The organism is Citrobacter sp. Cb004, assembly GCF_030337065.1.
GTDB lineage: Bacteria > Pseudomonadota > Gammaproteobacteria > Enterobacterales > Enterobacteriaceae > Citrobacter > Citrobacter braakii.
In genome coordinates, this window is the sequence record NZ_JAOWCH010000068.1 from 133,946 (window position 1) to 153,442 (window position 19,497).

Annotated in this window: 17 protein-coding genes and 1 pseudogene; 11 read left to right on the plus strand and 7 right to left on the minus strand. The window is 49.1% G+C overall.

Annotation, left to right across the window (positions count from 1 at the left end; all coding sequences use genetic code 11):
- Window positions 1-34 precede the first annotated feature (34 nt).
- Window positions 35-1,291, minus strand: coding sequence for a glutamyl-tRNA reductase (gene hemA, locus OGV65_RS20560; protein ID WP_016153294.1), 1,257 nt, complete (start codon window positions 1,289-1,291; stop codon window positions 35-37).
- A gap of 211 nt (window positions 1,292-1,502) precedes the next feature.
- Between hemA and lolB the strand changes: the two genes are divergently transcribed.
- The 4 genes from lolB to dauA all read left to right on the plus strand — a co-directional run bounded on the left by lolB (window position 1,503) and on the right by dauA (window position 5,946).
- The gene (gene lolB, locus OGV65_RS20565) at window positions 1,503-2,126 is read left to right on the plus strand and encodes a lipoprotein insertase outer membrane protein LolB (protein ID WP_047358971.1); all 624 of its coding nucleotides are present in this window, start codon (window positions 1,503-1,505) and stop codon (window positions 2,124-2,126) included.
- Entirely contained in the window at window positions 2,123-2,974 is an 852-nt protein-coding gene (gene ispE / locus OGV65_RS20570) for a 4-(cytidine 5'-diphospho)-2-C-methyl-D-erythritol kinase (protein ID WP_286455377.1), read from the plus strand. Before lolB ends, ispE begins: the two co-directional genes overlap by 4 nt.
- Window positions 2,975-3,191: 217 nt before the next feature.
- Window positions 3,192-4,139 (plus strand): ribose-phosphate diphosphokinase, encoded by a 948-nt coding sequence (prs, locus tag OGV65_RS20575; protein WP_001518537.1) that lies wholly within the window; start codon window positions 3,192-3,194, stop codon window positions 4,137-4,139.
- Window positions 4,140-4,263: 124 nt separating this feature from the next.
- On the plus strand, window positions 4,264-5,946 hold the full coding sequence (dauA, locus tag OGV65_RS20580) for a C4-dicarboxylic acid transporter DauA (RefSeq protein WP_029139565.1): 1,683 nt from the start codon (window positions 4,264-4,266) through the stop codon (window positions 5,944-5,946).
- A gap of 97 nt (window positions 5,947-6,043) precedes the next feature.
- On the opposite strand, the gene OGV65_RS20585 is transcribed toward dauA, so the two are convergent.
- Together OGV65_RS20585 and OGV65_RS20590 are read right to left on the minus strand one after the other, a co-directional pair.
- Window positions 6,044-7,507, minus strand: coding sequence for a pyridoxal phosphate-dependent decarboxylase family protein (locus tag OGV65_RS20585; RefSeq protein ID WP_047498053.1), 1,464 nt, complete (start codon window positions 7,505-7,507; stop codon window positions 6,044-6,046).
- Window positions 7,508-7,522: 15 nt separating this feature from the next.
- On the minus strand, window positions 7,523-8,908 hold the full coding sequence (locus tag OGV65_RS20590; RefSeq protein ID WP_286455378.1) for a diaminobutyrate--2-oxoglutarate transaminase: 1,386 nt from the start codon (window positions 8,906-8,908) through the stop codon (window positions 7,523-7,525).
- A gap of 611 nt (window positions 8,909-9,519) precedes the next feature.
- On the opposite strand from OGV65_RS20590, the gene lysC reads away from it, so the two are divergent.
- The gene (lysC, locus tag OGV65_RS20595; protein ID WP_019076947.1) at window positions 9,520-10,881 is read left to right on the plus strand and encodes a lysine-sensitive aspartokinase 3; all 1,362 of its coding nucleotides are present in this window, start codon (window positions 9,520-9,522) and stop codon (window positions 10,879-10,881) included.
- Window positions 10,882-11,002: 121 nt separating this feature from the next.
- Here the strand turns inward: lysC and ychH are convergent, their stop codons facing one another.
- A complete protein-coding gene (ychH, locus tag OGV65_RS20600) occupies window positions 11,003-11,284 on the minus strand; it encodes a stress-induced protein YchH (protein ID WP_016153301.1) in 282 nt (93 codons plus the stop codon).
- Between the two features lie 274 nt (window positions 11,285-11,558).
- Between ychH and pth the strand changes: the two genes are divergently transcribed.
- The 3 genes and pseudogenes from pth to OGV65_RS20615 form a co-directional block, all read left to right on the plus strand.
- Complete coding sequence (gene pth / locus OGV65_RS20605; protein WP_016153302.1) at window positions 11,559-12,143, plus strand: aminoacyl-tRNA hydrolase; 585 nt, start codon at window positions 11,559-11,561, stop codon at window positions 12,141-12,143.
- Between the two features lie 115 nt (window positions 12,144-12,258).
- Window positions 12,259-13,353, plus strand: a complete 1,095-nt coding sequence (gene ychF, locus OGV65_RS20610) for a redox-regulated ATPase YchF (RefSeq protein ID WP_016153303.1) — start codon at window positions 12,259-12,261, stop codon at window positions 13,351-13,353.
- Between the two features lie 229 nt (window positions 13,354-13,582).
- Window positions 13,583-14,743 (plus strand): annotated as a pseudogene (locus OGV65_RS20615) (tyrosine-type recombinase/integrase); the annotation flags it as partial.
- 250 nt (window positions 14,744-14,993) lie between these two features.
- Here OGV65_RS20615 and OGV65_RS25445 read toward each other — a convergent pair.
- Both OGV65_RS25445 and OGV65_RS20620 read right to left on the minus strand, forming a co-directional pair.
- A complete protein-coding gene (locus OGV65_RS25445; RefSeq protein ID WP_353655157.1) occupies window positions 14,994-15,374 on the minus strand; it encodes an adenylyltransferase/cytidyltransferase family protein in 381 nt (126 codons plus the stop codon).
- Between the two features lie 3 nt (window positions 15,375-15,377).
- Window positions 15,378-16,187 carry a hypothetical protein gene (locus tag OGV65_RS20620; protein ID WP_279265733.1) on the minus strand — a complete coding sequence of 270 codons (810 nt, stop codon included), beginning with the start codon at window positions 16,185-16,187 and terminating at the stop codon, window positions 15,378-15,380.
- A gap of 234 nt (window positions 16,188-16,421) precedes the next feature.
- Here OGV65_RS20620 and OGV65_RS20625 point away from each other — a divergent pair, with 234 nt between their 5' ends.
- From OGV65_RS20625 to OGV65_RS20635, 3 genes are all read left to right on the plus strand, one after another.
- Window positions 16,422-16,970 (plus strand): hypothetical protein, encoded by a 549-nt coding sequence (locus OGV65_RS20625; RefSeq protein WP_279265732.1) that lies wholly within the window; start codon window positions 16,422-16,424, stop codon window positions 16,968-16,970.
- 285 nt (window positions 16,971-17,255) lie between these two features.
- Window positions 17,256-17,480: a hypothetical protein gene (locus tag OGV65_RS20630; RefSeq protein WP_049005647.1), complete on the plus strand. Its 225-nt coding sequence runs from the start codon at window positions 17,256-17,258 to the stop codon at window positions 17,478-17,480.
- 238 nt (window positions 17,481-17,718) lie between these two features.
- Window positions 17,719-17,955 (plus strand): hypothetical protein, encoded by a 237-nt coding sequence (locus tag OGV65_RS20635; RefSeq protein ID WP_279265731.1) that lies wholly within the window; start codon window positions 17,719-17,721, stop codon window positions 17,953-17,955.
- Window positions 17,956-18,033: 78 nt separating this feature from the next.
- Here OGV65_RS20635 and OGV65_RS20640 read toward each other — a convergent pair whose 3' ends face one another.
- A complete protein-coding gene (locus OGV65_RS20640; protein WP_012291449.1) occupies window positions 18,034-19,272 on the minus strand; it encodes an IS110 family RNA-guided transposase in 1,239 nt (412 codons plus the stop codon).
- Between the last annotated feature and the right edge of the window lie 225 nt (window positions 19,273-19,497).

Consider the following 19,497-nt stretch of genomic DNA (forward strand, 5'->3'; position numbering starts at 1 on the left):
AATGCACCCTGTAAAAAATAAGATTGGTGTGCTGCTACTCCAGCCCGAGGCTGTCGCGCAGAATATTCAGGCGTTCACTATCCCCGTCACGGGCGGCCTGTTGAAGTGATTTGGTTGGTGCATGGATCAAGCGGTTGGTCAGTTTCCAGGCCAGATCCTGCATAATGGCTTGCGCATCACCACCCTGTTGAAGAGCGGCCAACGCTTTGGCAGTCAGTTCATCACGAATCTGTTCTGACTGACTGCGATACTCGCGGATAGTTTCACTTGCGCCCTGAGCGCGTAGCCAGGCCATAAATTCGCTGGTTTCCTGCGCCACAATGGTTTCGGCTTCCACGGCCGCCGCTTTGCGCTGGGCCAGGTTATGCGAAATGATGCTTTGCAGGTCGTCAACGCTGTACAGATAGGCGTTGGACAACTTACCCACTTCCGGCTCGACATCGCGCGGTACGGCGATATCCACCAGCAGCATAGGTTGATTACGGCGATTTTTAAGCGCGCGCTCCACCATTCCTTTGCCGATAATCGGCAGCGGGCTGGCGGTAGAACTGATAATAATATCGGCATCCTGTAAACGCGCGTCGATATCACTCAGCGAAATCACTTCGGCGCCGACTTCATCCGCCAGCACTTGCGCCCGCTCGCGGGTACGGTTGGCGATGATCATCTTCTTCACTTGATGCTCACGCAGGTGTCGCGCCACCAGCTCAATGGTTTCGCCTGCGCCCACTAACAGCACGGTCACCGTGGAGAGCGATTCAAATATTTGCCGCGCCAGCGTACAGGCGGCAAAAGCCACGGACACGGCGCTGGCACCGATGTCTGTTTCTGTTCGTACACGTTTAGCGACAGAGAATGATTTCTGGAACATGCGTTCCAGCGCACTGGCGTTCAGGTGACCTTTTTGCGAATCCGCAAAAGCTTTTTTCACCTGCCCCAGAATCTGCGGTTCACCAAGCACCAGCGAATCCAGACCGCTGGCAACACGCATCAAATGACTGACGGCGTCGTTGTCCTGGTGCCAGTACAGGCTATTGCGCAAGTCTTCTTCATTAAGATTATGGTAATCGCACAGCCAGCGAACCAGCGCTTCTTGCAGGTTATCCTGCTCTTCAACGCTGAGATACAGTTCCGTACGGTTACACGTCGACAACACCACCCCGCCCTGCACCATTGGCTGCGCAAGCAGGCTGTCCAGCGCCTGATCGAGCGTATCCGGCGAAAACGTTACGCGTTCTCGCAGCGATACAGGTGCCGTTTTATGGTTAATACCAAGCGCTAAAAGGGTCATGTGTGCGGGAATAGTACCAGCGTTGATAAGGTTAGACTGGGTGCATCATACAGGATGCGTGCGGTCAATAAAAGAGACTGCCCCCTTTTGGAGTAATAGCTTAGTGCACAAATTTGAGCGATTTAAGATAACTTGAACGTAGACGATGTATGATGGCGGCGCTAGCATTAAGAGTTATAACTGCAACGTATCTCAAGGATTTGTCATCATTATGACCCTGCCTGATTTTCGCCTGATTCGCCTGCTGCCGTTGGCGGCCCTGGCTCTTACCGCCTGTACGCTCAACGCGCCGAAAGGTCCCGGCAAAAGCCCTGACTCTCCACAGTGGCGCCAGCACCAGCAGGAAGTACGCGCCCTGAACCAATATCAGACGCGCGGTGCGTTTGCGTATATTTCCGATCAACAGAAAGTCTATGCCCGCTTTTTCTGGCAACAAACCGGACAAGATCGCTACCGTCTCCTGCTGACCAATCCCCTGGGCAGCACTGAACTGGAACTCAATGCCCAGCCGGGCAACGTCGAACTTGTCGATAACAAAGGCAAGCACTACACCGCTGACGACGCCGAAGAGATGATTGGTAAGCTGACCGGCATGCCTATTCCATTGAACAGCCTGCGCCAGTGGATCCTTGGCCTGCCGGGAGACGCCAGCGATTACAAACTCGACGACCAGTATCGTCTGAGTGAAGTGAACTACAGCAAAGACGGTAAAAACTGGAAAGTGGTCTATAGCGCCTACGACAGCAAAATTAAGCCTGCGATGCCGGCAAACATGGAACTGTCCGACGGCGATCAGCGTATTAAGCTGAAAATGGATAACTGGATTGTGAAATGATGACCCACTGGCCCTCTCCGGCAAAACTGAATCTGTTTTTATACATCACCGGGCAGCGTGCGGACGGTTATCACACCTTGCAGACGCTATTCCAGTTTCTTGATTATGGCGACACGATAGGTATTGCGCTGCGTGGCGACGGCGAAATCCACCTGTTAACGCCGGTGGAAGGCGTTGCACATGAAGACAATCTCATTGTCCGTGCGGCGCGCTTGCTGATGAAGGCAGCGTCTGAAAGCGATCGCCTTCCCAAAGGGAGCGGCGCCGACATCAGTATCGAAAAACGCCTGCCGATGGGCGGCGGTCTTGGCGGAGGTTCGTCGAATGCGGCTACCGTCCTGGTGGCGCTGAATCACCTTTGGCAGTGCGGACTTTCGGTTGATGAACTGGCAGGACTCGGCTTAACGCTGGGGGCGGACGTTCCCGTATTCGTGCGCGGCCATGCGGCCTTTGCTGAAGGCGTAGGTGAAATTCTGACGCCGGTCGAGCCAGAGGAAAAATGGTATCTGGTCGCCCACCCAGGAGTCAGTATTCCGACGCCAGTGATTTTTAAAGATCCCAACCTCCCGCGCAACACGCCAAAAAGGTCAATAAAAACGTTACTAAAATGTGAATTCAGCAATGATTGCGAGGTTATCGCAAGAAAACGTTTTCGCGAGGTTGATGCGGCGCTTTCCTGGCTGTTAGAATACGCGCCGTCGCGCCTGACTGGTACAGGGGCTTGTGTCTTTGCTGAATTTGACACTGAGTCTCGTGCTCGCCAGGTGCTTGAGCAAGCCCCGGAATGGCTCAAAGGCTTTGTGGCGAAAGGTGTCAACCTCTCCCCATTGCACAGAGCGTTACTCTAAATCATTCGGGTTTCAGGAAGATGGCGAAATATGCCAGCACACATGAAACGTGAAAGATGACGAGTAAGCCGGGCAAGCTGAGTTGCGGTGACAACGTCACCCTGTTCCAGACGTTGCATCGCGCTCTTTAATACACCGCATGGAGAGGATACTGCCTGGCCCGCACAGTTTTCGGCAGATTCTTTCCACCAATGGACGCATGCCTGAGGTTCTTCTCGTGCCTGATATGAAGCTTTTTGCTGGTAACGCCACCCCGGAACTAGCACAACGTATTGCCAACCGCCTGTACACTTCACTCGGCGACGCCGCTGTAGGTCGCTTTAGCGACGGCGAAGTCAGCGTACAAATTAATGAAAATGTACGCGGTGGTGATATTTTCATCATCCAGTCCACTTGTGCCCCTACTAACGACAACCTGATGGAATTGGTCGTTATGGTTGATGCGCTGCGCCGTGCTTCCGCAGGCCGTATCACCGCCGTTATTCCTTACTTCGGCTATGCACGTCAGGATCGTCGCGTACGTTCCGCTCGTGTACCGATTACTGCTAAAGTCGTCGCTGATTTCCTGTCCAGCGTTGGCGTTGACCGCGTCCTCACCGTTGACCTGCATGCTGAACAGATCCAGGGCTTCTTTGACGTACCGGTTGATAACGTATTCGGTAGCCCGATCCTGTTAGAAGACATGCTGCAGCTGAATCTGGACAATCCGATTGTGGTTTCTCCGGACATCGGTGGCGTCGTGCGTGCCCGCGCTATCGCTAAACTGCTGAACGATACCGACATGGCTATCATCGACAAACGACGCCCGCGCGCGAACGTTTCTCAGGTGATGCACATTATTGGTGACGTTGCAGGTCGTGACTGCGTGCTGGTTGATGATATGATCGATACTGGCGGTACGCTGTGTAAAGCAGCAGAAGCACTGAAAGAACGTGGTGCAAAACGCGTATTTGCTTACGCTACCCACCCGATCTTCTCAGGTAATGCGGCAAACAACCTGCGCAATTCAGTGATTGATGAAGTCGTTGTCTGTGACACTATTCCACTGACTGACGAAATCAAAGCACTGCCAAACGTGCGTACATTGACCCTGTCGGGTATGCTGGCCGAAGCGATTCGTCGTATCAGCAACGAAGAATCCATCTCTGCTATGTTCGAGCATTAATCGAGCCCGGCTCAAAAACCCGCTGCGGCGGGTTTTTTTATCTGCAACATCTATTTGTATGACTTATGCCTCCTTCACCTGCCATTTAGTTGACAGATGATGCGCTCATGGATGAAACATTATTGTGAACAGATTATTTTCCTCACATGTGATGCCTTTCCGCGCCCTCATCGACGCTTGTTGGAAAGAAAAATATACCGCTTCTCGCTTTACCCGCGACCTGATCGCCGGGATAACCGTTGGGATCATTGCCATTCCGCTGGCGATGGCCCTGGCAATAGGCAGTGGCGTTGCGCCGCAGTACGGCTTGTATACCTCAGCCGTGGCTGGGATTGTTATCGCCCTTACTGGGGGTTCACGTTTTAGCGTATCTGGACCAACCGCCGCTTTCGTGGTGATTCTGTATCCGGTGTCGCAACAGTTTGGGCTGGCAGGCCTGCTGGTCGCAACGCTAATGTCCGGGATATTCCTGATCCTTTTCGGCCTCGCCCGTTTTGGTCGCCTGATCGAATATATTCCGGTATCCGTTACATTAGGTTTTACATCGGGTATTGGTATCACCATCGGTACCATGCAGATTAAAGATTTTCTCGGTCTGCAAATGGCCCATGTCCCGGAGCACTACCTGCAAAAGGTCGGCGCGCTGTTTATGGCCCTGCCAACCCTCAACGTTGGCGATGCCGCAATTGGCGTGGTGACGCTGGGGATCCTGATTTTCTGGCCTCGTCTGGGGATCCGACTACCGGGCCACCTTCCTGCGCTGCTGGCAGGCTGTGCGGTAATGGGGATTGTGAACCTGACCGGTGGCCATGTCGCCACCATCGGTTCTCAGTTCCACTACATTCTGGCTGATGGCTCGCAGGGTAACGGTATCCCGCAGTTGCTCCCGCAACTGGTATTACCTTGGGACATGCCGGAGTCAAACTTTACCCTGAGCTGGAGCTCGTTACAGGCGCTGTTACCGGCCGCCTTCTCCATGGCGATGCTCGGGGCGATTGAATCTCTACTGTGCGCCGTCGTACTTGATGGGATGACCGGCACCAAGCATAAAGCCAACAGTGAGCTGATTGGCCAGGGCCTGGGCAACATCGTGGCACCGTTCTTCGGTGGTATCACCGCCACGGCGGCAATTGCCCGTTCTGCGGCAAACGTCCGCGCCGGGGCGACCTCACCAATTTCAGCGGTCATCCACGCGATTCTGGTGATCCTCGCCCTGCTGGTGCTTGCGCCGCTGCTTTCCTGGTTACCGCTTTCCGCCATGGCCGCCCTGCTGCTGATGGTGGCATGGAACATGAGTGAAGCGCATAAAGTGGTGGATCTGCTGCGTCATGCGCCAAAAGACGACATCATTGTCATGCTTATGTGTATGTCGCTGACGGTGCTATTCGACATGGTGATCGCCATCAGCGTCGGTATCGTTCTCGCCTCCCTGCTGTTTATGCGTCGTATCGCGCGCATGACGCGTCTGGCGCCGGTCAACGTAGACGTACCTGACGATGTGCTGGTACTGCGCGTTATTGGCCCACTTTTCTTTGCCGCTGCGGAGGGATTATTTACCGATCTCGAATCGCGTATTGCAGGTAAACGTATTGTGGTCTTGAAGTGGGACGCGGTCCCGGTACTGGATGCCGGTGGTCTGGACGCTTTCCAGCGTTTTGTAAAACGCCTCCCGGAAGGGTGTGAACTGCGGATCAGTAATCTGGAATTCCAGCCGTTACGTACCATGGCGCGCGCGGGCATTCAGCCGATTGCCGGACGCCTGACGTTCTTCCCGAATAAAGACGCCGCGCTGGCAGATATCAGCTGACGTGTAGCCCGGCCAGGCGAAGCGCCGCCGGACTACAAATGACAGGCAAAAAAATGGCTCCCGTGTGTGGGAGCCATTTTTATAATCAGCTTATTGCTTACGCGTTCAGCAGTTGCTCAGCTGTCGCTTTCACGCTTGCCAGCAGGACTTTGACATCCTCCAGACACACCGTTGGGTTCAGCAGCGTCAGCTTCAGGCAGGTTACGCCATCCGCTTCGGTCACGCCAACGTTGGCGCTACCAGAAGCCAGCAGAACGTCGCCAATACGCTGGTTCAACAGCCCAACGAACGCCATGTCGTCACTGTGCGGACGGAAACGGAACAGCACGCTTGCCAGTTGCGGCTCCATCACCAGTTCCAGGTGTGGCTGAGTTTTCACAAACGCAGCCACATCACGAGCCAGCGTTACGCCGTTATCAATAATTTCGGCATACTGCTTTTTGCCCAGCGCTTCGAGACCCATCCACAGCTTCAGCGCGTCAAAACGGCGCGTGGTCTGCAGCGATTTCGACACCAGATTCGGTACGCCCGCCTCTTCATCAAAATCAGAGTTCAGGTACGCCGCCTGGTAACGCATCAGCTCGTAATGACGCGCGTCTTTCAGCAGGAACGCGCCGCAACTGATGGTCTGGAAGAACTGTTTGTGGAAGTCCAGCGTCACGGAATCCGCCAGTTCAAGGCCGTTCAGGAAGTGACGATACTGCTCAGAAAGCAGTAACGCCCCGCCCCATGCCGCATCCACATGCATCCAGATCTGGTGTTCTGCCGCCAGCGCCGCAATGTCCGCTAACGGGTCGATTGCGCCCGCATCGGTAGTACCAGCAGTGGCGACAATCGCCATCACCTGTTCGCCGTTGGCTTTCGCCTGGGCCAGCTTGTCTTTCAGGTCAGCCAGATCCATGCGTGAGAACGCATCGGTCTTCACCTGGGTGACGGAACGGTAACCCAGCCCCATCAGCGCCATGTTCTTCTGTACGGAGAAGTGTGCGCTTTCAGAGCAAAATACTTTGATTTTGCTCAGGTCGCCGGTCAGACCATTCTGCTGAATGGAATGCCCCTGGCGGGCAAAGAAGGCGTCGCGCGCCAGCATCAGGCCCATCAGGTTGCTCTGGGTGCCACCGCTGGTGAACACGCCCGCGTCGCCTGCCGCATAGCCCACCTGCTCACGCAACCATTCGATCAGTTTGATCTCAATGATGGTCGCCGATGGGCTCTGATCCCAGGAGTCCATACTCTGGTTGGTGGCGTTGATCAGCACTTCTGCCGCCTGGCTAATCACCAGGCTCGGGCAGTGCAGGTGCGCCACGCACTGCGCATGGTGAACCAACAAGCTGTCTTTCAGAAAGTATTCAACCGCACGCTCAATAGCGGCCTGGTTGCCCAGGCCCTGAGACGTAAAATTCAGGTTGATACGTTCGCGCAGTTGCTCAACGGTTTTGCCCTGATACATCTCAGGTTGCTTCAACCATTCAACGACCGCTTGCGTACTCTGCTCGATAGCGTCCTGGTAGGCAGCAATGCTTTGTGCCGAGCCGGACAGAATCGGGTTTACGTCTGACATTCGATCCAACTCCGTTTAAACCGGCTTCACGCCAGCGCCCAGCAGGGCATTTTCGAATTTATCGAGGAAAATCTCCAGCTCTGCGTTGGTGATCAACAGAGACGGCAGCAGACGCAGTACGCAACCGTTACGGCCGCCACGCTCAAGAATCAGGCCGTTTTCGAAACATTTTTTCTGCAGCAGCGCGGAAAGCTCGCCATCGGCCGGGTAGCAGCCCATGTGATCCTGCGCTTCGTTCGGCTTAACGATTTCCAGACCAATCATCAGGCCCAGACCACGTACCTGGCCGATAACCGGGTAACGTTTCTGCAGGTCAGTCAGTTTGCCTTTCAGCCACTCGCCCTGCGCAGCAACTTTATCGGCAATCTTGTCGTCTTTGAGGATTTTCAGCGTTGTCAGACCGGTCGCCATCGCCAGTTGGTTGCCGCGGAAGGTGCCAGTGTGGTGGCCCGGAGCCCACGCATCGAACTGCTTTTTAATGCCCAGTACCGCCAGCGGCAGACCGCCGCCAACCGCTTTGGACATCACGATGATATCCGGCTCAATACCGGCGTGTTCGAAAGCGAACAGTTTACCCGTGCGCGCGAAGCCTGCCTGAACTTCATCGATAATCAGCAGAATGCCGTGTTCCTGGGTCACTTTACGAATACGCTGCAGCCACTCGATCGGAGCCGGGTTTACCCCGCCTTCGCCCTGCACCGCTTCGAGGATCACGGCAGCCGGTTTACGCACACCGCTCTCAACGTCGTTGATCAGGTTTTCGAAGTAGTAGGTCAATGCTTTGACGCCAGCGTCGCCGCCAATACCCAGCGGGCAACGGTACTGATGCGGATACGGCATAAACTGCACTTCCGCCATCATGTTGCTAACGGCTTCTTTCGGCGACAGGTTGCCGGTCACGGACAGCGCGCCGTGGGTCATCCCGTGGTAGCCGCCGGAGAAGCTGATGATGCTGGAACGGCCGGTAACTTTCTTCGCCAGCTTCAGCGCCGCTTCAACGGCATCGGCACCGGACGGCCCGGTGAACTGCAGGCAATACTCTTTGCCCTGGCCCGGTAATAAAGAAAGTAAATACGATGAGAATTCATCTTTTAACGGTGTGGTAAGGTCAAGCGTATGTAACGGTAAGCCGCTTGTGATGACACTTTGAATGCTCTGCAGCACTTCAGGATGATTATGACCAAGCGACAGGGTTCCGGCACCTGCCAGGCAATCAAGATATTGATTATTTTCTACGTCAGTAATCCAGACGCCCTGCGCTTTAGCAATCGCTAATGGCAGTTTACGTGGATAGCTGCGGACATTAGATTCAAACTCAGCCTGTCTTGCTAAAAAGGTATCATTGCTCTGTGGTAATGAATTAGCACTTAAAGTATCAATACGGACTTTATCCGTCATCATATCACTCCTACAACCAGGTGTAGATTAACGCCTGATTGAATAAATGGTTATAAGGGTTACCTGTAAAAAAGCGCGGCTAATATATGTTGTTTTAGCCCTGGACTCAATCATTTATTTTTCAACACATTTAGCGGGTGTTTTTTCTTTATAATTCAAAGTGTAATAGCCACCCTTCATTACGAAATCCTAAAGAAATATATCTATTTAATTAACAATTACCGTAGCCAATTGCAACGCATACGATGTTATAAAAACCATGTAATTTTCATGTTTTTATTATTTTTTTACACGTTTTTACCATTAATAATGTACGCGTTTTCTTGTTACGACATGATTTTTCACTTATTTGTCGATAAATCGAATAAAAAAGTCGATCCCTAAATATAAATCACTTAGTATGGCGCGCTTATTTGCAGGCTATGTAAATAAAATTAATGCGCAGCACCCGGTAACGCGTACAGGCGACACGCGTTTTCGACAACAGGTATTCCCTGGGTTGTCAGCAGAAATGTTCGCGGGCGGACATTTCGTAAGGCGAACACCGTTTCCCCTTATGCCGAGAATGAAAATTTTCTAGCCATACTTTTATGGCGCCCTGATATGAGATTGTTATGACTCGCATTTATCCACCATCCGTCGTTGCCAAATTTGGCGGCACCAGCGTCGCTGATTTTGATGCGATGAACCGAAGCGCCAGCATTGTCCTTGCTGATCAAGATGTCCGTTTAGTCGTACTGTCTGCTTCTGCAGGCGTTACAAACTTACTGGTCGAGCTTTCTGAAGGTCTGGAAACGCATCAACAATTAGATAAGCTTGAGACCTTACGCGCCATCCAATACAACATTATTTCCCGCCTGAAGCAGCCGTCCGTTATCAGCACGGAAATCGATAATCTTCTCAACAACATCCGCCATCTTGCACAAACGGCGACCGTTTCACCGTCTGATGCGCTAAGCGATGAATTGGTCAGTCACGGCGAGCTGATGTCCTCTTTACTGTTTACTGAAGTCTTACGTGAACGGCATGCCGAGGCCGGGTGGTTTGACGCCCGCAGCGTGATGCGTACCAACTCGAGTTTCGGCTGCGCCGAACCCGAACTCAGTACCCTGCACCACCTGGTGGAGACTCACCTGCGCCCTCGTCTTGAGCAAGCGATTATGGTGACCCAGGGGTTTATCGGCCGGGATGCCGCAGGGCATACCACTACGCTGGGACGCGGTGGTAGTGATTACACGGCGACGCTTCTCGGTGAGGCGCTTCACGCCGCACGCGTGGACATCTGGACCGATGTCGCAGGGATCTACACCACCGATCCGCGCATTGCGCCGCGGGCCAAACGGATTGACCACATCTCATTTTCCGAGGCCAGCGATATGGCCGCCTTCGGTGCGAAGGTCCTCCACCCGGCTACGCTGCTTCCGGCAATGCGCAAAAGCATTCCGGTCTTTGTTGGCTCAAGTAAGGATACGGCTGCCGGTGGTACGCTGGTGCATAACACCACCGACAACCCACCTCGCTATCGTGCGCTTGCCGTGCGCCGTAAACAGACGCTGTTGCGATTACATAGTCTGGAGACACAACCGTCCGGTTCTTTCCTGGCGCAGTCCTTCGCCATTTTAGCTCGCCACGCGGTCACGGTGGATTTGGTTACAACCTCAGAGAACAGTATTGCACTGGCGCTGGACGCGACTCACGCAACCTCAGGTGAAGATCATATACTGACCAGCGCATTGTTTACCGCATTATCCTCCCACTGTCGTGTGGAAGTGGAAACCGGATTGGCATTGGTGACTTTGGTGGGGAATCGGCTGACTCAGGCGGCGGGGGTTTGCAAAGACGTTTTTGCCTGGCTTGAAGGGCAAACGGTGCGAATGATTTGCCACGGCGCGTCAAATGACAACCTGTGTTTCCTGTTGCCCGCTGAAGACGCGGATAGCGCGGTTAAAACGTTACATTATCGGTTATTCGAATAACGTTTCTTATATTCCGTAGCGAATATAAAAGTGCGTTCTATGCAAGGATAATTAAGCAGAGTCCTGGTTTTTCAACCAGGACTTTGTATTCAAACCGCAGCCCTCTCTGCCGGGAAACGATTTAGTTATGACGATGAGTGGTATCACCGCGACGACAGCGTTTGTCATAATGGCGTACCCACCAGTAACGGTCACTGATTTGCTCGTGCCCGCCCACTCTGGCTCCCGCCAACCACAGAACACCACCTACAAAAATACTGAGCACGGCACCATGTGCGAAAAACTGTGGCAGATTAAATTGCGGCAATTGGTTTAAAATAGAGTAACCAACACCCCCCACCATCACCACCAACCCTAAAGCCATGAGCACGTTACCGAGTAACGAAGCGTTTTTGCGTTTCATGTGTCACCTCCGGAACTTTGGGTTGCTACAGGGAATACCCCTAATCCTTATGTGTAAAGTATAGACAACACTGCCGTTCGCAAGTGCGGGAGCGATCACAATTACAAACACTCGCGCAACAAAACTTTACAAATAAGCTACTGAACATACTCAATTTCTAATAGTCCATTTGTGCAATTATTCAGTTTTTGGCGATTAGAACGCAGTTTTTTGTCAAGAGCAGCATCAGACAGTAAACTACACGTCGTTTATGGAAACACTCAGGACAAAACACGTGACGATTAAATTGATTGTCGGCCTGGCGAACCCCGGCGCAGAGTATGCGGCAACGCGACACAACGCAGGCGCATGGTATGTCGATTTACTGGCAGAGAGATTACGCGCGCCCCTGCGTGATGAGCCGAAATTCTTCGGCTACACCTCCAGAGTAACGCTCGAAGGGGAAGATGTCCGTTTGCTGGTACCGACCACATTTATGAATCTCAGCGGCAAGGCCGTGGGTGCGATGGCCAGTTTTTATCGTATCAACCCCGATGAAATTTTGGTCGCGCACGACGAATTAGACCTGCCGCCTGGCGTGGCAAAATTTAAGCTCGGTGGCGGTCATGGCGGACATAATGGCCTGAAAGACATCATCAGCAAGTTGGGCAATAACCCCAACTTTCATCGTTTACGCGTGGGAATTGGTCATCCGGGTGATAAAAACAAAGTTGTCGGATTTGTTTTAGGCAAACCGCCTGTTTCAGAACAGAAGTTAATTGATGAAGCAATTGACGAAGCGGCACGTTGTACCGAGATTTTATTCAAAGATGGCCTGACCAAGGCAACGAGCCGGTTACACACCTTTAAAGCGCAATAAGCAGCGATGTGCGGCATTTTTCTCGCGTGCTGTGTATAATAGGCAGAGTTATTTACTTTTCTACAATCTGTTTTCCATAACAGGTTGAATATCAAAAGATTAAGGTGATTTAAACATGGGATTCAAATGCGGTATCGTCGGTTTGCCAAACGTAGGCAAATCCACCCTGTTCAACGCGCTCACAAAAGCGGGTATTGAAGCGGCAAACTTCCCGTTCTGTACTATCGAGCCGAACACAGGTGTTGTCCCGATGCCCGATCCGCGTCTGGATCAGTTGGCCGAAATCGTCAAACCGCAGCGTATCCTGCCAACAACGATGGAATTCGTCGACATCGCCGGTCTGGTAAAAGGCGCGTCCAAAGGCGAAGGTCTGGGTAACCAGTTCCTGACGAACATCCGTGAAACCGAAGCTATCGGCCACGTGGTTCGCTGCTTTGAAAACGACAACATCATCCACGTTAATAACAAAGTGGATCCGGCTGACGACATTGAGGTTATCAATACCGAACTGGCGCTGTCTGACCTGGATACCTGTGAGCGCGCTATCCATCGCGTACAGAAGAAGGCTAAAGGCGGCGATAAAGACGCTAAAGCGGAACTGGCTGCACTGGAAAAATGCCTGCCACAACTGGAAAACGCTGGCATGCTGCGTGCGTTGAAAACGCTGACTGATGAAGACAAAGCGGCTATCAAATACCTGAGCTTCCTGACGCTGAAGCCAACCATGTATATCGCCAACGTCAACGAAGACGGTTTTGAAAACAACCCATACCTCGATAAAGTGCGTGAAATCGCCGCAGCTGAAGGCTCCGTGGTGGTTGCAGTTTGCGCTGCCGTTGAAGCTGACATCGCAGAACTCGATGATGCTGACCGTGAAGAATTCATGGCTGAAATGGGTCTGGAAGAGCCAGGTCTGAACCGCGTAATCCGCGCTGGTTACGAACTGCTGAACCTGCAGACCTACTTCACCGCTGGCGTGAAAGAAGTTCGTGCATGGACCATTCCTGTTGGCGCAACGGCTCCGCAGGCGGCGGGTAAAATTCATACTGACTTCGAGAAAGGCTTTATCCGCGCACAAACCATCGCGTTTGAAGATTTCATCACCTATAAAGGTGAACAAGGCGCGAAAGAAGCCGGTAAGATGCGTGCAGAAGGTAAAGATTACATCGTTAAAGATGGCGATGTGATGAACTTCCTGTTCAACGTCTAAATTCGTTTCTGTTGTCTCACGCGATCTCAGTGAATCGCATAAAAAATATAAAACCCCATAAAATCCACGCAATTGCGTGGATTTTTTATTTCATAACGTCTCAAGTCATCTCATAACAATGCAGTCAAAAATGAGTACACGGATGAGTACAACATTCTGCCATCTTCATTTTTAGTGGGTACGATAACGGTATAATAAACAAACAAGGCCCCGTTAGGTTCACTGATACGAATGCCGCACTGCCAAGCCGAAAGAAAAACTCTATCGACTTAATGATTTCAATGGTCTCTACCTCGAAGTGAAACCCAATGGTAAAAAGGCATGGCGCTATCGGTTTAAACTCAACGGTAAATCCAGCATGTTTGCGCTGGGTGAGTACCCGACGGTCAAACTTGCCGAAGCTCGCGAGAAATGCGAGCAAGCGCGTAAGCAAGTCGCAGATGGAATTAGCCCGACACAGGCTCATCAGTTAGATAAGATCCGTAAGGTCAATGACGCATCTAACACCTTTGAGCTGATTGCCAAAGAGTGGTTGCAGCTGAAAGACTGGGCCGAAATCACCAAAACGCGGCGACTGGATATGCTTGAGCGTGTAGTTTTCCCCGCCATCGGCAAACTTCCTATCAGGGAGATCACTCCGCACCACATTCTTAAAATTCTTCAGGAAACGGCTAAGCGCGGCGCTCCGACCGTTGCCGCTGAAGCCCGTCGAACCATTTCATCAGTTTTCGAGTTGGCAGTAGCGACACTTAGAGCTGATAGTGATCCTGTCTGGCCCGTGCGCAAAGCTCTTCCGGCCAATAAGACACAGCACAAACAAGCACTGAATCCTCAGCAAATTGGAAAGTTATTAAGCTGTTTTGACAATAGTCGTGGCTCATACCAGGTTAACTATTGCATGTGGCTTATGTGGTGGACGCTGGCGCGACCAGCCGAAGTAACTGAGGCAGAATGGACAGAATTCGATCTCGATAACGCACTGTGGACGATTCCGTCAACGCGAATGAAAGCTCGCAGAGAACACGTTATTCCCCTTCCCTCCCAGGCTGTCAACATGCTCAGAACACTACAGGGATTAACCGGGCATCGACACCATCTCTTTCCGGGCCGTGATAACCCGCGTGGCCCGATGACATCACACTCGCTGCGTCAACTACTTAAAAGCCTCGGCTGGAGCGGTACTTATAGCCCACATGCAACCAGAACCACAGGAAGTACCCGCTTAAACGAGATGGGCTATCGACCTGATGCTATCGAAGCTCAGCTTGCGCACGCTGATACCAACAATGTTCGTCGCACATACAACCATGCAACTTATCTTGATGAGCGTAAAGTGATGATGCAGGAATGGGCGGATATGTTGGACAAATGGGTAGCAGGATTCGAGTAGAACTTGCTGCACTTAGTGAACCACGAGGATAGAACTCATTCCTCAGGGTCCACTTTGTGCCAGGAGCGGACGTTGCTGCTACTAAAGAAAGTTAACACTTTGTTGTAGTTATATGACCATTATATTCATTTGAGACTTACGGGTTTAATTATTAACAGAACTGCACACTTCTATCCTTTTTTATTTTTAGTTTATGAAATACCAAAGTACATACTTGATGAGAAGATATAAACATCACTATTATAAAATATCAATTCAGTATGAGACGTTGGGCTATTAACATAGACGTAGACACTCCTTCGGTATACGGTATGTATATAGTTTTGTTATTTATTTTGTGAGCATTCATTATATTATCTCTAGAGCGAAAAAAAACCTCAGGGTGATATTTGTTGATATATACACCAGATTGTTCTATTTTTTCGAACGCATAATCACAATAAACGCTAACACTCTTTAGACGAGTTGAAATATCGTCAATGGGTCTGGTGTCACCTTTTAATATTTTAGCTCTGTAATTCGAGTCGACACCGACAATTAAAAAGTCACATAATTCCTTACAAGCTAGCAAATAGTTTTTGTGACCTTGATGAAAAAGATCAAAAACTCCAGATGTATATCCAATTATCATATGCTACCTAAACGTTTTTATTGCTGATTTTTTTAAGAATAAACAATCTAATTCGCGATAAACACCTAAATAAATATTCAGACTTAAAGTCGATGGGGCATTCATTAACTCGCAATCTAATACTGACTTTATTGATTCTAACTGTTTATTAATTAAATAGGTAGGGGCTTGCTGAGCACTTCCTATACCAAAAATAGGAATAAAAATACTTTCGAAAGAGTTATTGATGCATTTCTCTATTGAATAGGAAATTATTTTCTTTATAGCGATATCATCGTAACTTATTGTATTATCATTATTTTTTTTGATTGCGACCGCGTGAATAACACACTTCACACCATGATTCTGTAATTTCAAAGGTTGCGAAGAAATGCATGTACCTAGATTAAAATCGTTACACTTATTATGCTTATTTTTAAAACGAGAAATATTTTCATACAGTGGATCAGATATAACATTTCCAATATCATCCTTAGATGACGCCATATTTCTTACCCTGCCAGATATTGATGTACTTGAAAAGCTTGCTAATTCTAAATCACTATTCTCAGATGTCACAATTACTTGAATATTACTTATATCTTCTATAGAACCAAAGAATGAGAATATATTTACATTCTTATAACTTATGATTTTATCTAAACTCAACTCATTAACTATCTTGTTTTTTGGAGAAGTAGGGGTTTTCACGAAAATAAAAATCAAAAATATTAAAATTACAAGTTCTATAAATGCCAGCATGAGTGTTATTGAAGCACCTTTCCCTTTTAGAGACACTAACAAGGCACTAATATAATCAGGCAATAACGGCATAATCTTGCCAATATAATCTGAGAATGGAACGTATTCTATAGAAAAATACAGAACTGTAAATAAAAAAATGGTGGCTATATACTGAATACAACTGCTAAAAAAATTCTTATCTTGGCTTATTTTTTTCTTATAGTATAAAAAAGAATAATAAATATATTTAGGCTTAATTTTATATAGTATAATACACAGCATAATGATTGATGTAGCAGCGACGATACAATAGGTGAGCATAAGTTGTTAACTTTAAAGGAATTTATTTGTTACCATGGTACCACATCGACAGCCATGCTGTCTATAATAAACGATGGGTTTAAATCGAGTCAATCAAATGAGGATTGGTTAGGGCACGGTGTATATTTTTTTACAGATGGTATATCAGACCCTCTTAAAAACGCAATTGAATGGTCTAAAAACAGACATGATGGCACATGCGTAATAAAATCCAAGATTAAAGTAGATGATTCGGAAATTTTAGATTTGAGAACTAACAATGGATTAAATATATATAACTTACACAGAGATAGCATCATTGACAATTACTATAACGAATTAGCTAAGAGACGTGACATCACGATAAAAAAAAGAAAAGACGCAAGAGTAGATGATTGTATAATTATGGGCCTTTTGCAGCAAAGTTTAAAGCATAAAGTAATTATCCATAATGTTTATATAAAGAATCAACACCAAAGAAAACTTGCACTGGAATCAAACTATCCAAATAGTACTGTTTTATGTGTAAATGAACCTTCCTGTATAGAGATTATTGATTTTTTAAATATTTAATTTAAAGATTGACACATTCTACTTCTGTATAAATAATTCAGGATGAATAGAGTACCAAATTTTTTAATATGCCAATTTAGTAGATTATGAATCTGTTACTAGACAATCTGTCCACTTTTCGCTCATCGCTGCCGGTCAGATAGCAGGGGAGCAAACTGCCATGGACAGAATCACCGCAAAATCCACCAGAACGAAAACGAATATCACCCCTACATTTAGTGGTGGCTACGTGAAGGTGGTTCATCTATTCTGCTTGTATCAGCGGGCAGGCCGGAGTCACTCTTTGTGGATAATCCCATCCTTCAGAAAACCATCATTATCTTTATTCTCATCCTGTGGGTAATCGATGAATTCAGGGCCAGGAAAAGAAAATGTTCTGACCCCGCTATTGAAGCAGCTGATGCCAGAGAACGCCATGAATGGCGCTATCTCAGATGGGGGTTCCGGACTATACAAGTGGCAGCGACAGTGTATATCTTCGTTCAGCTGATTCAGGTATTACTGAGATAAATGCCACAGGCAGGTATAACTGGACAAAAACATCTTACTGTCCAGTTGAGCCTCGGTGATCGCCGTTATGTAGGTCACCTTAGTGCCAAGAGCGGAAGTTGTTGAGTTATGACGAATTCAGTATTTTCCGTAGAATCGCTTATTTAGCGCAGTCTCTGGTGAAAAATTATATCCTGACCAAATTGTTTTTGATATCACTAACGCAAAATGTCTTTGTCTTTAAAAAAGGAATTCGTATATGTCTAAGATTAAGTTTGAACTGAGACGTGGAAGCGACGTGATACGTGATGGTATGTATCTGGAATTATCTATCAGCGGGACATCTCCATTACGGCAAGTTGCTGAAGTCTTCTACTCTGACATTACACATGAATTCTTTCTGACCTGCTACGAAGAGAACATCCCTCTGGAAGCAGTGGAAAATTTGATTTCGGTAGCAAAAACATCTCTTCCGCCAGTGAGGTCAGAACAATAAACATCCACATAGCGCCAGTCTAAGCGGCACTTACATATCAGTGTCCGCTTCACGCCCTGAGACATTCGACAAGCTTTTTTATGGCTTCAGTAAGGGCGACTTTCGCGCTTCCAGTGCCAGCAAATACTTCGCTTCATCGTACTGGGTCTTGGTCTTCCAGCAGCGGTAAATGATCCTTATCCATTTGAAGGCCAGAGCCCGGATTGCAGACTGGTGAGATTTTCCTTTTTCTCGCAGTCCCCGATAATAAAGTCTGGCCCAGTATGATGAGTTAACCGTCTTGGCAGCCCATTCAACAAAGGTTTGCCGGACGAACTTGGCACACTGCCATCGCCAGTGAACCCAGGATTTCTGGCCACTTCGTTCTGTCACCGGTGCAATACCTGCGTAGTTTTGAATTTCTTCAGCGCTGTTAAACCGGTCACGGTTATCACCAAGTGCAGCAAGCATTCGTGGTCCCAAACACGGCCCCATGCCCGGAAGTGATTTGAACAGCCCCGAATCTGGCAATGTGTCAAACAGCGTTTCGATTCGTTCGTCATAGGTTTTGATGATTTCACTCACGACTTTAATTTGTGTCGCCAGTGCTGTTGCCATCAAAGCATTAGCCTCTATAACACTCGGGTCTGTCGTCAACGGAATGGCGTTATCAATACTCACAACACGCTGCTCGGTAAGGGCCATTGCGCGGCCACCTTTGGCATTGAGAAAGTTGCGGATCGTGTCTCGCCTGGCTCGTTTTAGTTGTTGCAGACTGGGCCATCGCATAATCAGTTCACACAATAGCAAGCTACCCCGATGTGAGAACCACTCCAGGGGCTGAGGATAATACTGTTTGAGTGTGTTGATTAGCCGGTTCACAAAACGGCGCTTATCTTCAACCAACTGACGACGCTGCTCAACCAGTTGCTGGAGTAACCGGATATCGGCATTGTCGGGTTCAATGGCTTTTATCTTTTGGGGATAACGCAGCATTAACTCTAATGCCAGCTCGGCATCCTGCGGGTCATCTTTAGCACCGCTGGGCGAGAAGGCTTGCCGGTAACGAGCCAGAGACAAAGCGTGGACGGGGAAAACGGTGATAAATGGATATTTCTGAAGAGCATACACCACGGGACCTTTCTTCAGCTCAACGGCGATAGCGATCCTGCCTTTTACCTTCTGGTGTAACTCGGTAAGCCAGACATCAAGCGCTTCCGGCGTATGTTCAATCACATGGAATGTGCGTTCACCGTTTTTAAACTGAACACAGACATCGTGCTTTTTATCTGCCCAGTCCAGACCAACGTGCGCAGCAAATTGATTAGTCTCAGTCATCACCAACTCCTTTTTATCGGGGATTGGTATGCATTCCACGCTCTTCGAAAGAAATATAGCCAGCAGTTATCTGCATGCCCTGAGTATTCGTTAGCGAACGTGGAGCACCTACTGGCTCGAAAGAAAAGCGGCGATCATCGCATGATTCTCGCTCAATATTCGTAACCAGTAAGCGCATACCCTGAATCACTTCAAAGTGTAATTCTCAGGGTGCGAATGACTATA